Genomic DNA, 14473 nt, shown 5'->3' with positions numbered 1-14473 from the left:
TTCACAAATATTTCACAAATTTCTTATTTACAGCTACTGTTCATAAGAATGTTGATTGGAACTCCAGGCACTTCGCTTTCCGCGGGCGACCGCCGAGCCTCCTCGACACTGCGTGTCTGCGGGGTCTCGCTTCTCCCGCAGGAGTCTTCGTGCCTTCCGTTCCAATCAACATTGTGACAATATCTATTTCAACTTATCACAGTTGAGTTAGAATAAATCCTCAAATTCTGATGGTTGTTCTTTTCTGTCTGGCTTAATTGTGAGCATTTCTGTTCCTTCAAATGCTTCTTGGATTAGTGGTTCGTAGTCGAAGAAGCTTTCGTAGTGTATGACTTTTTCTTTTTTCGGTTTTGTTTTTGGTGATGATGGAACGAATATTGTACAGCAGTCCTCAAAAGGTCTGATGGAAATATCATAGGTATCAATGTCTTTGGCTATTTTTATAATATCATTTTTGTCCATTGTCAGCAGCGGCCTTAGTATTGGAGTGTTGGTTACTTCATTAATTGCATACATACTTTCTAAAGTTTGACTGGCGACCTGACCAAGATTATCTCCAGTAATAATCGCAAGTCCTTCCTGTTTTTTTCTAATTTCATCGGTAATCCGCAGCATGAATCTTCTTGTGGTTGTCATTGAGTAATTTTCTGGTATTTGTTCTTTTATCGATTGTTGAATAGCCGTAAATGGAACGATATGAAGTTTCATCGAACCAAATATTTCAGCAAGCTTTTTTGCTAAGTCGATTACTTTTTCCTTGGATCTATCACTTGTATACGGCGGACTGAAAAAATGTACAGCTTCTATTTCTACTCCGCGCTTCATCGTTAAATATCCAGCGACTGGACTATCAATACCTCCAGACAGCATTAACATCGCCTTGCCACTTGAGCCAACTGGTAATCCCCCAGCCCCTAAGATGTTCTCACAAGACATGTAGATTGCCTCACTCAGAACTTCTATTTTCAAATTAATATCAGGATTTTTTACATCCACCTTGATGCCTGGGAGGTTTTGGAGAATATAGCCTCCGAAGGTATGATTAATACCAGCTGTATCTAATTCAAAAGATTTATCAGAACGTTTAGGGGTAATTTTAAAAGTTTGTCCCTCTTTATATAGGCTCGTCACTAAAGACAGAGCTGCTTCTTTCATTTGTTCAATATCTCTTTCCACTCTTATTGCTGGACTAAGAGATTGGATACCAAATATATTTTTCAATGAGTTGATGATATCGTCAACATTTTCCCCATTAACAAGCACATACATCCTGTCACGTTCTGCCCGTATTTTTATATTTGGATAGGGTGCCAACGCAGCACTAACACTCTTTCTTAACTTGTCTACAAATTTCTTTCGATTTCTGCCTTTGGTAGAGATTTCACCATAGCGAATTAGTATTCGATCATAAATCATATGTTTTCATAACCTTTCTTAGTTGTTTAGCCGCCTCTTCGATTGCCACAATTACTTTTTCAGCCTCTTCTTCCGTATTATCATATGATAGGCTTATTCTAAATGCACTGTCAGCCAAATCATCTGGAACACCCATGGCTAATAGCGTCTGACTTGGTAACTGTTTCTTAGAAGAACAGGCACTTGTTGTCGAAAGATAGATACCTTTATGCTCTAGCGTGTGGATCAAAACTTCTGCTTTAACACCTTTTATAGAAAAATTGAGAATATGAGGAGCAGAATTTTCCAATGGGGTATTAATGGTAAGGTCATCTATCTTGCTTAACCCCGCTCTTAAAAGGGTTTTAACCTTTTTCATTCTTTCTATTCCCAGCTCACTATTTACTAACGTCATTCTTAGAGCCTTTGCCATGGCGACAGCTCCTGCAACATTTTCAGTCCCACTTCTAACTTTCCATTCTTGGTTTCCACCCGAAAGCAAAGCGTCTAATCGAACACCTTCTCTTATAAAGAGTGCTCCAGTCCCCTTTAATCCATGAAACTTATGTGCCGAAAAAGAACATAAATCGATACCATTTTCCATTATATTTAGTGGTACCTTTCCAACAGCCTGTACCGCATCAACATGAAAGAGGATGGTTGGATATTGCTTCAAAAGCTTGCCAATTTCTGCTATTGGCTGTATGGTTCCCACCTCATTATTTACCTGCATAACTGAAACCAGTATTGTATCTTTTTTTATAGAAGCTTTGACATCATCTGCCATGATTCTTCCATTTCGATCAGCCGGCAAATAGGTAATGTCAAATCCTAACTTTTTTAACTGTTCCATTGCTTCGCGGACAGAAGGATGCTCGACACTAGATAAAATTAAGTGTTTTCCTTTGTTCTTATGAGTCAGCGCTGCCCCTTTAATTGCCAGGTTATTACTTTCAGTCCCACCAGAAGTAAAATAAATCTCTGTTGGTTTTACAGTTAAGAGGCTGGCTATTTGCGTACGAGCCTGTGTGAGAAGTTTTTCAGCTTGCAGCCCTAGCCCATGAAGGGATGAAGGATTGCCAAAATATTCACTTGAGACCTTTACAAATGAGTCTAAAACCTCGTTATATGGTCTTGTCGTTGCACTATTATCAAAATAAATCATCTTACTAACACACCTACCTTTGCAGGACTAAATCTTACCACAAACTTAATCAATTGAAAAAACTTTGTGAGCGAGAAAAAGAAAAACCGATTTGCCACTTTTTAGCAAAATCGGTTTAACGCGATAACTTATTGCTTTACGACTGTTGCCTTGATTTTCTTCAAAGCTCCTGGGTCAATGGATTCAAGTGAAGCAGCAGCCTGTTCTAAAGCTTCTTGATACTCATAATGTCTAAATGCATTTTCTGCGTCACTAAGTCCCTTGGCAACTGAAGGGAACTGACTTCTGTATCTGTTTCCATATTGAATCGCCTTTTCAGCAAGCAAAACATTTTCAATGAGTTCGAGTGTTGTATTTGATAGTTTTTCCACTGTCAATACTGCAATCTCCAAATATTGAGTTAGCGCTGATACGTTAAGGGGCTTTTCCTGAAGCTGAAGCTTTACGTTTTGTATGCTCTCATTTGTATCTTCTACTAAATATTTATAGTCTTCTGGTAAACCCGGAATATTACTTTTTGATACTAAACGAATCGTTTCGCCAACTTTTTTTGTTAATTCCCTTAATGTTTCACGCGCTTCAAACTCATCTTTTCTTAGAGCTTGCAACTTGAGACCGAAATTTTCTTGCTCTTCCTGAATCATTTCTATATGCGTTTTTATTTCTTTAAGCTCTTCACAAAGAATGGTTAATGCTGTTTCATTGATATTAATTTTTTCCATCAAGATGTCATAGTGTTTGGTAACGGTCGCCAGCTGTTTTTCCAGATGTCTCTGGATTTCAAAGTCACTTTCTGTTAAATGGTAGCTTTCTTGAACATGCTTTACTTCATTGGAAAGATGATCATGTTCCTCAAGAACTGAAGATAAGAGTCCACTCATCCCTTTTTCATTTTGAAGGATAAAGTGCTTAGCATTCACTTCTTTTTCCAATAAGTCAAACAGAATATCAATTCGCTCTTTAACTTCACCAATACCTTCAAGTGCTTCCTCTATTTTCGTCTCTTCGATCAGTCCTAAATACTCAACTAATTTTTCTTGCAAACCTTCAATTTCATTTTCTACTTGAATATGGCTGAGGTAATAACCCTTTTCAGTCATTTCTCGATATCCATCGAGAATATCAGACAATTGAGCTGGGATTAGAGATTGACATTCGATTAACAGCTGTGGAATATCAGCCATATTATTCTTAACCTTAATTAATTGATCATGAATTCCTAACACAAGCTCGCGCGCTTCAAGATAATTCCCCTGTTCAGTCTTCTCGTCAAATTCATGAAACTTTTTCGTAACGTCCTCAAGTTGAGCTTCTAAGTATTTTTCTGACTTTCCGAAGCTATGTCGATGAGCAAGCAGTGTCTTTTTCGTTTCCCGATACAATTCCTTTAACTGCTCGATTTCAGTCCTGTTCTTTTCTTCACTTCCAACAAGTTCATGAAGCTCTTCAACAATTTTATTAATCTCAGCTTCAGTTGACTGCAGCTTATCTTCGATCTCCTGTTGAGTGGTTTTCGCTTTTTTAAATCGATATTTATCAATAAATTCTTCAGCGTCAAATAACATTTCTTCAAGATCTGGCAATTTAACCGTTACGATATCGTCCCATTGGTTACGCCAGCCCTCAAATAACTCCTCGGTTTGTCCAGTCATATTTAATTGTTTTACCTTTGACATTTCATCCAAAATCGGCCGGTTAAACAAATCAATTTTCCAGGCTTCTAACCGATCCATTTCTTTAAAATACTTTTTCTTTATAAAATACCCCAATACAAATAAGGCTAGTAGCAGGATAATAAATCCAATAAAATATGTCACGTTCAAGCCCCCTGTTTCAAACACTTCATTTAAATCTTCTAACTAATCTATTAAAAACCAACAAATTCGGTAAAGTTCAATGCCTCTATGATACCATGTAAACGACATTTTTTGACTAGTATTTTCAATTTTTTTGAAAAAGAAATTTTTAATTTACTATTTTTTGACAAAATCCTTGTAAAAAGATGATTTAGGGTTAAACTCCAAATTAAAAAGCACTCGCTTAAGGAAATTTGGTTTCCGAGCTAGTGCCTGCCAATTATTTTTATTTTATAATCCCGTTACAGGATGGCCTCTTTCTTTTCTATCATTTTAGCTGCCAGCGTGTTTTCAATCCATCGATTAATTTCCTTAAGATACTTTTGTTCAAAGAACCTTTCATTTGGAAAAATATAAAGTACTTCTCTTAGATAATGTGCATTAATAAACGGCATCATAAGTAAACCTTTATACTGGATAATTAAATACGCAATAGAATGAGGACGGAATTCTTTCCTCTCAAACCCTTTTTCAAACATCTTTTGAAAATAGTACTTCTCCTTTAATGCGTAGGTAGACATAATTTCCCTGACTACCTGAGAATCTATCGACATTTCTCGGTATACGAAGCTTGTAAGTTCAATATTTTCACATTGATAGTGGAGCAGGTCAGCTGTAATCCGTTTTAAACATTCCTTTACGCCTGTGTCCATTAAGGAAAACTTTTCTTCGATAATACCGAGATATCGCTCAAAAAAGTAAGTAAAGCAATATTCTAATAATCCAAGCTTATTCTCAAAATGGTAAGCGATGGTTGCTGAGTTCACTTTTGCTGCGGTGGCAATATCACGTATTGATGTACCAGCATATCCATTTGAATTAAAAAGCGATATCGCTGCTTTCACTATTTCTTCTTTCGAATCCTTTTTCATCGTACACCTCCTGTATACACGAGTTTTATATCTTTCTATAACAATTCTTGCTTTGACGATGGATTCCTTCATGAATTTATCGACAAAGTATGCTACTTTTCATGTAAGTTTGATAAAATAAATAAGAAATTCATTAAGGGATGGGTGAAAAAACATGTTTAATGTCGAAATGTATAAAGGAAGCCGCCAAGAAAATTATGAATTGGTTAAGAAACAATTAGATGCCCTTCTCCATGGCGAGAAAAACCAAATCGCTAATCTTAGCAATACTTCTGCATTGTTAAATCAGTTTCTTGATCGTATAAATTGGGTTGGCTTCTATTTACTGGACGAGAATAACGAGCTAGTATTGGGGCCCTTTCAAGGACTTCCTGCATGTGTCCGCATTCCGCTGGGAAGAGGAGTGTGTGGAACATCTGCAAAGAAAATGGAAACCATTCGGGTTGAAGACGTTCATCAATTTCCTGGTCACATTGCCTGTGATGCTGCCTCCAACTCCGAAATCGTTATACCACTTATCAAGGATGGAAAATTACTTGGGGTCTTAGACATTGACTCACCAGAGAAAAATCGCTTTGATGAGCTGGACCAAGAGCAGTTAGAAGAAATTACAGCCATTCTTGTTAAACATTTGTAAAAAAAAACTCGCCGCGGCGAGTTTTTTTATATTTTTTTAAGCGCTTGTTCTATATCCTCTTGTATATCCTGCCATGCTTCAAGACCTACAGACAGGCGGAGTAATGTATCATCAATCCCCATTTTTCTTCGCTCATCCTCAGGAACGACTGCATGTGTCATGGTTGCAGGGTGCTGTATCAACGTTTCAGCATCTCCTAAACTTACTGCTATTTTTACCAATTGTAACTGATTCATAAATAATTGAGCGGTTTCTTTTGTTCCTATTACAGAAAACGAAATCACCCCGCCAGGTTTTTTCATTTGTTTATGCATGATCTTGTTATCATCTATATAATCACTATTGCCAGGAAAATAGAGCTTCTCTACTTTTGGATGATTCCGTAAAAATTCAACAAGTATATTGGCATTTTCACAATGCCGATCCATCCTAACGGGCAGCGTTTTTAACCCTCTTAATAAAAGCCAAGCGTCAAATGGTGAGATGGTGCCGCCGATATCTTTTTGTGTGGTTCTTGAAACCTGTTTGATAAAATCACTTTTCCCAACAACGATTCCCGCAATTACATCACCATGACCACAAATATATTTTGTTGCACTATGAATAACAATATCACAGCCGAGACTAATAGGCGTTTGTAAATATGGAGAGCAAAAGGTGTTGTCGACCACAACTGGTATACCACGTTGTTTAGCAATACTTGCGACTAATTCTAAGTCAACTAGTTTCATGGTAGGATTAATTGGGGTTTCAATATAGATACATGCAGTATTTGGGCGAATCTCTTCTTCTAGAATTTCTTTTGAAGCCATAAATGAGAAATCATGGTTTATGTTATATTTTTCTTTTAACAATTGCAGCAATCCAAACGTACAACCATAAACACCCTGTGAACACAGAATATGGTCACCTGATTTCGTTAAAGCAGTTAACACAGCTGAAACTGCTGCCATCCCTGATGAGAAGGCCAAAGCTGCTTCTCCCTTTTCCAGCTTTGCCATTCGATCTTCGAGAATTTTGACGGTTGGATTTCCCAAACGAGAGTAGATAAATCCTTCTTCTTGACCAGCGAATCTTCTTTCCCCCTGTTCTGCAGTTGAAAAGGTGAATGTGGAAGTTTGATACAAGGGAGGGACTAAACTTCCTTGGTGTTCATTGGAACAATATCCAGAGTGAACAGCTTCCGTTTCAAAGCGAAAATTTTCATTACCCAAAACTGATTCCTCCTATTTGAAAACGCTATCATTTTTCATCTATTTCTTTATACTATTCATTTCCTGAAATTAACTTGACACATTGATGAATAAAATTATATAATATCCTTTGTGTAAAATAACTGCAGCCTATGTGAACACGTGAATGGATTCATTTTGTTCCTCATGAGTCATCGAACTCATTTGATGGTGTATCTTGTAACCCTCTGCTGCTAGGGCGAAGGTGCATGAAAACAAAATGGCTATCATTGATGTTTCATAACGGTTTTTATTTTACCAAAAAATAAAAACACTAAGGAGGAGTCATTCATGGCTCGTTATACTGGCTCAAGCTGGAAAATTTCTCGTCGTCTTGGAATCTCTCTAAGCGGCACAGGTAAAGAATTAGAAAAGCGTCCTTACGCTCCTGGACAACATGGTCCTAACCAACGTAAGAAGCTTTCTGAATACGGATTGCAATTACAAGAAAAGCAAAAACTTCGTCATATGTATGGAGTAACTGAGCGTCAATTCCGTAACCTATTTGATAAAGCTGGCAAATTGGGTGGGGTTCACGGTGAAAACTTCATGATCCTACTTGAATCACGTCTTGACAACGTAGTTTACCGTTTAGGTTTAGCTCGTACTCGTCGTGCAGCTCGCCAATTAGTTAACCACGGTCACATCTTGGTTGATGGATCTCGCGTAGATATCCCATCATACCGTTTAGCTCCTGGTCAAACTATCAGCCTTCGTGAAAAATCACGTAATCTTGATGTTGTTAAAGAAGCTATCGAAGTTAATAACTTCGTACCTGACTACTTAACATTTGATGCAGACAAGCTTGAAGGTACATTCACTCGCTTACCAGAGCGTTCTGAATTACCAGCTGAAATTAACGAAACTCTTATCGTCGAGTTCTACTCTCGTTAATTAAATAGCAATTGTAAAAACCCTATAGGCAGCGTTTATATAACGCAGCTTCTAGGGTTTTTTATTTTTTCTCTTTATTTTATCTTTGGACAGATGAAACTACTCACTTTGAAGTGTGATGACAACAATTTCAGGTCGATTGAAGATTCGAAGCGGGAAACTGCTATTCCCCAGTCCTCTACTAACAACCATGGATGTATGATCTTGTTGATGAATCCCTTCTGAATACTTAGGATTTAACCCCTCACCTGGTGCAAATACACCACCAATAATAGGGAGCCGTATTTGACCTCCGTGGGCATGGCCGGAAAACACCAGATTAAATCCTGCCCTTGTATATGTGTTAAACCAAGTTGGTCTATGACTGAGGACAATGGAATAGAGATCGGGCTGCATTTTTTCTGATATTCGTTTGATACTAGAACGGATTGATAGTCCACTCTCCGGGTCATCCAGTCCTGCCATTTCGATACGCTCACCATTTCTTTCAATTATTCGAACTTTGTTAGTCAGAATGACAACCCCCTTATTCATTAGCAGCGTTTCAAGTTTCCTTTTAAGGTCAGAATCCCACTCATGATTGCCAGGTACAAAATAAACGGGTGCTAGTTCAACCAATTGATCTATTAGCAAAGCTGCTGGTTTTAGGTCCTTACTTCTCCTATCGATAATATCCCCAGTAAAGACGATGACATCTGGCTTTTCTTTCTTTATGCGTCCCACTAACTTTTCTTGTCTTTTTCCAAAATTCTTATTATGGAGATCTGATAAATGCAAAATTTTATAGTGGTTAAAACCTTTCGGAATTTTGTCAGAATTAATCACATGCTTGGTAATGACGAGAGCGTTGTTTTGCCAATAAAAAAAAGAAACCATAATAATAATGGATACGGAAAGGAAGAATATTCTTTTCATTATGTATGCTCCTGTAATAGTTTGTTAAAAAAGGAGACCGAAGGAAATCTACTAATTTCGTAGAAAAAATAGTAAGGGCCATTTCCTATTTATATAAAATATACTATTAATTATATATCATTTAGCCCAGTCAAATTAGACTGGGCTGCAACTTTTCCTAAATTAGGTAAACAAAAAAACGAGGAGCATTTTATTTCCTTTTTATCCACTTGATAGCTCTCGAATATAGGAACCCAATGATAGCGTATAGGATCACCACCACCGCTGCAGTCAATAGGCGTTCTGTTAGCACCCCGTCTGCATAAAGCACCGGACCTACACCAAAGAAAGTAACAAGTAATAGGAGAATGATAAAACAAGCATGGATGAGTAACTTCATAAGTACCTCCGAAAGTACGACTTATAATATGAGACGTGGTAGCTTCTTTTATTGTTACATAAGTGAATTGTTATTCCATGAGCTATTTTAGTTGACCGAATAATTTCGTTTTAGCTTTTTAAGGCAAGTAGGTCCTCCCCACTCGACCGGACCTTTCCGTTTTTGTTTTTTAGGGCAAGTGGGAACTCTCCACTCGACCGAACCTTTCCGTTTTTGTTTTTTTAGGGCAAGTGGCTCCTCCCCACTCGACCGAACCTTTCCGTTTTTACTTTTTAGGGCAAGTGGGTCCTCTCCACTCGACCGAACAATTCCGTTTCAACTTTTTAGGTCAAGTGGGTCCTCCCCACTCGACCGAACCTTTCCATTTTTGCTTTTTAGGACAAGTGGGTTCTCCCCACTCTACCGAACAATTCCGTTTTTGTTTTTTAGGGCAAGTGGTTCCTCTCCCTTACGAACACCTCAATCCAAGTTTCCCCAGCAGCTCCAATTATAAGAAAACCGACCCAAATTAGGGCCGGCTAGCTAATAATTAGTATTTAATTAATGTATATTTCTTTTTACCTCTTCTAATAATCGTAAACTGACCTTCAATGCGATCAGAACCCTGTAATACATAGGATATATCTGTCACTCGTTCACCATTGACTGTGACCGCACCATTTGTAATGTCTTCTCTGGCCTGGCGCTTTGATGGAGAAATCTTGGCAGCTACTAATAAATCAACCAAGTTTCCATCTGTATCAGCAGCATTAAAAGAAGGAACATCTTTAAATCCTTGCTCTATTTCTGAAGCAGATAAGCTCCGAACGTCCCCACTGAATAATGCTTCTGTAATTTTTATTGCCTGCTGCAGAGATTCTTCACCATGAATCAGACGTGTCATTTCCTCAGCCAATCCCTTTTGGGCTTTCCGTAAATGAGGTTCTTCCTGTACAGATTTCTCTAATCCTTCAATCTCTTCATGAGAAAGGAAGGTAAAGTATTTAAGGTATTTTACAACATCCGCATCAGCTGTATTAATCCAGAACTGGTAGAATTCGTAAGGAGTCGTCTTTTCTGGATCCAGCCAAACCGCTCCGCCCTCAGTTTTTCCAAATTTTGTTCCGTCAGCTTTTGTAACAAGTGGAATGGTTAAACCAAAAGCCTTGGATCCCTCTGGCTGCATTTTTCGAATTAATTCTAGTCCAGATGTAATATTGCCCCACTGGTCACTGCCGCCAATTTGTAATTTACAATTATGAGTATCATATAAATGATTGAAATCCATCGCCTGAAGAATGGTATAGGTAAATTCGGTGAATGAAATGCCTGATTCCAATCTTGAAGAAATAGTATCCTTTGCAAGCAAATAATTTACACCGATATGCTTGCCAATGTCCCTTAGGAAAGTAATAACATCCATCGATTTTGTCCAATCATAGTTATTGACCATAACTGCACCATTTTCACCCTCAAATTCGAATATAGCAGCTAATTGATTTTGGATGCCCTCAGAATTTTTTTGAATTGCTTCAAGACTTTGCAGCTTCCGCTCTTCACTTTTTCCACTTGGGTCGCCAATCAAACCTGTTGATCCACCCACTAAAACAATTGGACGGTGTCCATGCTGTTGAAATCTTCTAAGGGTTAAAAACGGCACCAAGTGTCCAATATGCAAGCTGTTAGCTGATGGATCAGTTCCACAGTATAAGGATATCTTTTCTTTGCTAATCAAATCTCTTAGGCTCTCTTCATCTGTTTGCTGGTAGATGAGCCCACGCCACGCTAAATCTTGTAATAAATCCATTTTATTTTCCTCCGATTTCTTAAAATAAGACTGTTCCCTAAAAATGTTGTTAACATCCTAAAGCCGATTTTAACGTGGAACAACCTATTTTTGTGCTTGATTACGTTTGCTAGCTCTTTTTTTCTTAGAAAGGAGCCTAAATAACACAAAAAGCGCCCCTGCAAAAAATGCAGGGACGCATAACGCGCGGTACCACCCGGCTTGAGCAAAAATCACTCCAACTCGAAAAATTAACGGTTTAGTCCGTTCTCCACTACTTCTATGTTCACGGAGAATGCTCTGGGATGTAATTCACTCTTCTATTTGTATCAGCTTTCACCAGCCGCTGACTCTCTAAAAACAGGGATAGAAGACCTACAGTAGATTCCCTTCATAGCTTGATTATTAAATTGATAACTTATAGAATTTTTACCATAAATTATTCTCACTGTCAAACAAGAATTGGTAATATCAGAAAAATGTAGAAGTTTGTCATTTTTGTAATCATCATTATGCTATAATATATGTGATTTTAAAAGAGGTGATTCGATGAACGATAAATTTCAAGCGTGGATAGAGAAATTAAAGTCTATAACCCACTTGTTCACCCATAAAAAAACAGTAAAAAGTGCACGTATTACATACCAGGTCTTTTGGAACCTTTTACTGTTGACTATTACTGTCGTAATACTTGGGGGAGCATTTGCAGGTGGTGTGGGTGCAGGATATTTCGCTTCGCTTGTTAAGGACGAACCTGTCCGGTCATATGACAGCATGAAAAAGGACATTTATAATTATACAGAAACATCGGACTTATACTTTTCTGACAATGTCTATTTAGGAAAGCTGCGTACAGACCTTGAACGTGAAGAAGTAAAAATTGATCAAGTTTCAGACTTTTTAGTAAAAGCAGTCATTGCAACTGAAGATGAGTACTTTTATACGCACAAAGGAGTTGTCCCAAAAGCAGTTTTTCGGGCACTCTTCCAAGAAGTAACGAACGCTTCCATTCAATCAGGCGGAAGTACCTTAACACAGCAATTAATCAAAAATCAAATCTTAACGAATGAGGTCTCCTTCGAAAGAAAAGCAAATGAAATTTTGCTTGCCCTCCGTCTTGAAAAGTTTTTTAGCAAAAAAGAAATTTTAGAAGCTTACCTAAACGTTTCAACATTTGGAAGAAATTCATCTGGTAAAAATATCGCCGGTGTCCAAGCCGCAGCAAAAGGAATATTCGGGAAAAATGCGAGCGAATTAACCCTTCCACAAGCTGCCTTTATAGCAGGTTTACCGCAAAGTCCCTTTGGCTACACACCTTTTACAAGAGAAGGTACAGTGAAAAACAATTTAGAACCTGGACTTACACGAATGAAAACAGTTCTAAAAAGAATGTATGATGGCGGTCATATAACCGAAACACAGTATGCCGAAGCCGCAGCCTATGATATTACAAAGGACTTTATTCCTGCGGGGGATAATCCGCTAGAAAAATATCCATACTTATCATTTGAAATTGAAAAGCGGGCTATCGAAGTCCTAACCAATGTATTGGCAAAAAATGACGGCTTTGAGGAAAACGATTTAAAAGAAGATGAGAATCTTTTTTATAAATACAAAACTTTGGCCAAACAAAATTTAAGACAAAATGGATACGAAATTCATACAACGATCAACAAAGATATTTATGATGTTTTCCAAGTTGTAAAGAATAACTACCCAAATTACGGACCTGACAAGCCAGAACAGAAACAGGATCCAGAAACTGGGGAAATGATTAATGTCATGGAACCGGTTGAAGTCGGTGCTATGCTTATCGAGAATAAAACCGGGAAAATCATCAGTTTTGTCGGTGGACGAGATCACAATAAGCAGGAACTTAATCATGCAACTAGTGCTGTTCGGCAAAATGGCTCTACAATGAAGCCTCTTCTCGTTTATGCACCAGCAATTGAATTGGGGAAAGCCTCACCAGGGACACCTTTACCGGACGTAGCTTTAAGGCTCGAACCTTCCATTTCAAGACCTTGGCCTAACAACTATGACAAGAGGTACAGCGGTATCACCTCAGCAAGATTTGCACTAAAGAAATCTTATAACGTACCTGCTGTTAAGTTATATAAAGATATATTAGACCAGCAGCCTGCAAAATATCTTGAAAAAATGGGCTTTACATCGCTAAAAAGTGATGATTATACCAATCTTTCAACCTCTATAGGTTCATTGAAAAATGGGGTTACAGTCGAAGAAAACACCAACGCCTTCGGAACCTTTGCAAATGAGGGTAAATTTATTGATGCATACATGATCGAAAAAATCGTCGATAAAAACGGGAAAACTATTTATCAACATGAAGTGAAGCCTGTCGATGTATTTAAACCACAAACTGCATTTTTAACACTCGATATGATGCGAGATGTAATCAAAAGTGGTACGGCTCAGGGTATTAATAGTAAATTAAAGTTCAGAGCCGATTGGGCAGGTAAAACAGGAACGGGTCATGATTTCCATGATGCTTGGTTTGTAGCCACCAATCCAAGTGTAACATTTGGAATTTGGACGGGTTATGACACGCCAAAATCATTAAATAATGGCGGAATGTCTTACTCACAAAGAACAAATAATCTATGGGCTGAACTGTTGAATGCTGCTTATGATATTAAACCTGAGTTAATTAGTCCTGCTGAATCATTTCCTGTACCAACTGGAATCGTAAAACGCTCATTTTGTGCAGTTTCAGGCTTATTGCCTTCAGCAGCTTGTTCACAAGCTGGTTTAGTTGTAAGTGATTATTTTAATGCAGAGAATGTACCGACTAAGCAGGATGACAGCCTAATTGCAGGAAATTATGTGCAAATCGGTGATAAAAAGTATCTAGCTTTAGATTCAACACCAGCAGAATTTTCTCAGCAAGGCGTTATCTTAAATCCTGACTTCATTAAACAAATGGTTGGAAATAGTTTTAATAATTACAGTCAGCTCATACCGAAAATGGACCGTTGGAGTAAAATCCTCGTTCCGAATGATAAAATGGTCGATAACGGAAAACGGCCAGATGGGGTGACACTTTCATTATCCGGTAACAATCTCATTTGGTCACCTCCGGCAGATAATGATATTGTTGGCTACCGTGTCTATCATAACGGCTCAAAAGTCGGGAGTATCATCAGTGGCTCTAGTCTTTCCTTCTCAGCATCTATCGGTTCATACTATATAACAGCCGTAGATATAGCAGGGAATGAATCTGGACCATCTAATAAAGTGGATGTGGGTGTTACTGTTACACCTGATCCTGATCCTGCACCTGCTCCTGACCCAACACCTGCACCTCAATAAATGACAATAAAGGAGCTTGGATTTTTATCC

At 38.1% G+C, this 14473-nt stretch carries 11 protein-coding genes and 1 other annotated feature; of the genes, 3 read left to right on the top strand and 8 right to left on the bottom strand.

The genetic code is table 11. The annotated features are described in order from the left end of the window. Positions 1–207 precede the first annotated feature (207 nt). The 4 genes from thiI to refZ form a co-directional block, all read right to left on the bottom strand. Positions 208–1416 carry a tRNA uracil 4-sulfurtransferase ThiI gene (gene thiI / locus ACN6MT_RS11165; protein ID WP_419955904.1) on the bottom strand — a complete coding sequence of 403 codons (1209 nt, stop codon included), beginning with the start codon at positions 1414–1416 and terminating at the stop codon, positions 208–210. After that, positions 1406–2560: a cysteine desulfurase family protein gene (locus tag ACN6MT_RS11160; protein ID WP_419955903.1), complete on the bottom strand. Its 1155-nt coding sequence runs from the start codon at positions 2558–2560 to the stop codon at positions 1406–1408. Before ACN6MT_RS11160 ends, thiI begins: the two co-directional genes overlap by 11 nt. A gap of 128 nt (positions 2561–2688) precedes the next feature. Beyond that, positions 2689–4377, bottom strand: a complete 1689-nt coding sequence (gene ezrA / locus ACN6MT_RS11155; protein WP_419955902.1) for a septation ring formation regulator EzrA — start codon at positions 4375–4377, stop codon at positions 2689–2691. A 281-nt stretch (positions 4378–4658) separates the two neighbouring features. Continuing rightward, on the bottom strand, positions 4659–5288 hold the full coding sequence (refZ, locus tag ACN6MT_RS11150) for a forespore capture DNA-binding protein RefZ (protein ID WP_063252225.1): 630 nt from the start codon (positions 5286–5288) through the stop codon (positions 4659–4661). A 154-nt stretch (positions 5289–5442) separates the two neighbouring features. Here refZ and ACN6MT_RS11145 point away from each other — a divergent pair, with 154 nt between their 5' ends. Then, positions 5443–5925, top strand: a complete 483-nt coding sequence (locus tag ACN6MT_RS11145; protein ID WP_063252224.1) for a GAF domain-containing protein — start codon at positions 5443–5445, stop codon at positions 5923–5925. A gap of 26 nt (positions 5926–5951) precedes the next feature. Here ACN6MT_RS11145 and megL read toward each other — a convergent pair whose 3' ends face one another. Further along, positions 5952–7139, bottom strand: coding sequence for a methionine gamma-lyase (megL, locus tag ACN6MT_RS11140; protein WP_419955901.1), 1188 nt, complete (start codon positions 7137–7139; stop codon positions 5952–5954). Positions 7140–7448: 309 nt separating this feature from the next. Between megL and rpsD the strand changes: the two genes are divergently transcribed. Further along, entirely contained in the window at positions 7449–8051 is a 603-nt protein-coding gene (gene rpsD / locus ACN6MT_RS11135; RefSeq protein ID WP_063252221.1) for a 30S ribosomal protein S4, read from the top strand. A gap of 99 nt (positions 8052–8150) precedes the next feature. On the opposite strand, the gene ACN6MT_RS11130 is transcribed toward rpsD, so the two are convergent. The 3 genes from ACN6MT_RS11130 to tyrS form a co-directional block, all read right to left on the bottom strand. Next, positions 8151–8966, bottom strand: coding sequence for a metallophosphoesterase (locus ACN6MT_RS11130; RefSeq protein ID WP_419955900.1), 816 nt, complete (start codon positions 8964–8966; stop codon positions 8151–8153). A gap of 190 nt (positions 8967–9156) precedes the next feature. After that, entirely contained in the window at positions 9157–9345 is a 189-nt protein-coding gene (locus ACN6MT_RS11125) for a DUF6954 family protein (RefSeq protein ID WP_419955899.1), read from the bottom strand. Positions 9346–9874: 529 nt separating this feature from the next. Next, complete coding sequence (gene tyrS / locus ACN6MT_RS11120) at positions 9875–11131, bottom strand: tyrosine--tRNA ligase (protein WP_419955898.1); 1257 nt, start codon at positions 11129–11131, stop codon at positions 9875–9877. Between the two features lie 168 nt (positions 11132–11299). Then, positions 11300–11514: a binding site (T-box leader), on the bottom strand. 145 nt (positions 11515–11659) lie between these two features. On the opposite strand from tyrS, the gene ACN6MT_RS11115 reads away from it, so the two are divergent. Next, complete coding sequence (locus ACN6MT_RS11115) at positions 11660–14443, top strand: transglycosylase domain-containing protein (protein WP_419955897.1); 2784 nt, start codon at positions 11660–11662, stop codon at positions 14441–14443. Positions 14444–14473: the final 30 nt, after the last annotated feature.

Origin of the sequence: Neobacillus niacini (genome assembly GCF_048572935.1) — a bacterium.
In the GTDB taxonomy this organism is placed as follows: Bacteria; Bacillota; Bacilli; order Bacillales; family Cytobacillaceae; genus Neobacillus; species Neobacillus niacini.
Note: the sequence above shows the minus strand (reverse complement) of the source record. Positions and strands in the feature narration are given on the sequence as shown.

What these genes read in the sequence shown, in the direction of transcription:
- thiI (WP_419955904.1), bottom strand. Translation starts at nt 1,416, where the DNA reads ATGATTTATGATCGAATACTAATTCGCTATGGTGAAATCTCTACCAAA.
- ACN6MT_RS11160 (WP_419955903.1), bottom strand. Translation starts at nt 2,560, where the DNA reads ATGATTTATTTTGATAATAGTGCAACGACAAGACCATATAACGAGGTT.
- refZ (WP_063252225.1), bottom strand. Translation starts at nt 5,288, where the DNA reads ATGAAAAAGGATTCGAAAGAAGAAATAGTGAAAGCAGCGATATCGCTT.
- ACN6MT_RS11145 (WP_063252224.1), top strand. Translation starts at nt 5,443, where the DNA reads ATGTTTAATGTCGAAATGTATAAAGGAAGCCGCCAAGAAAATTATGAA.
- rpsD (WP_063252221.1), top strand. Translation starts at nt 7,449, where the DNA reads ATGGCTCGTTATACTGGCTCAAGCTGGAAAATTTCTCGTCGTCTTGGA.
- ACN6MT_RS11130 (WP_419955900.1), bottom strand. Translation starts at nt 8,966, where the DNA reads ATGAAAAGAATATTCTTCCTTTCCGTATCCATTATTATTATGGTTTCT.
- ACN6MT_RS11125 (WP_419955899.1), bottom strand. Translation starts at nt 9,345, where the DNA reads ATGAAGTTACTCATCCATGCTTGTTTTATCATTCTCCTATTACTTGTT.
- tyrS (WP_419955898.1), bottom strand. Translation starts at nt 11,131, where the DNA reads ATGGATTTATTACAAGATTTAGCGTGGCGTGGGCTCATCTACCAGCAA.
- ACN6MT_RS11115 (WP_419955897.1), top strand. Translation starts at nt 11,660, where the DNA reads ATGAACGATAAATTTCAAGCGTGGATAGAGAAATTAAAGTCTATAACC.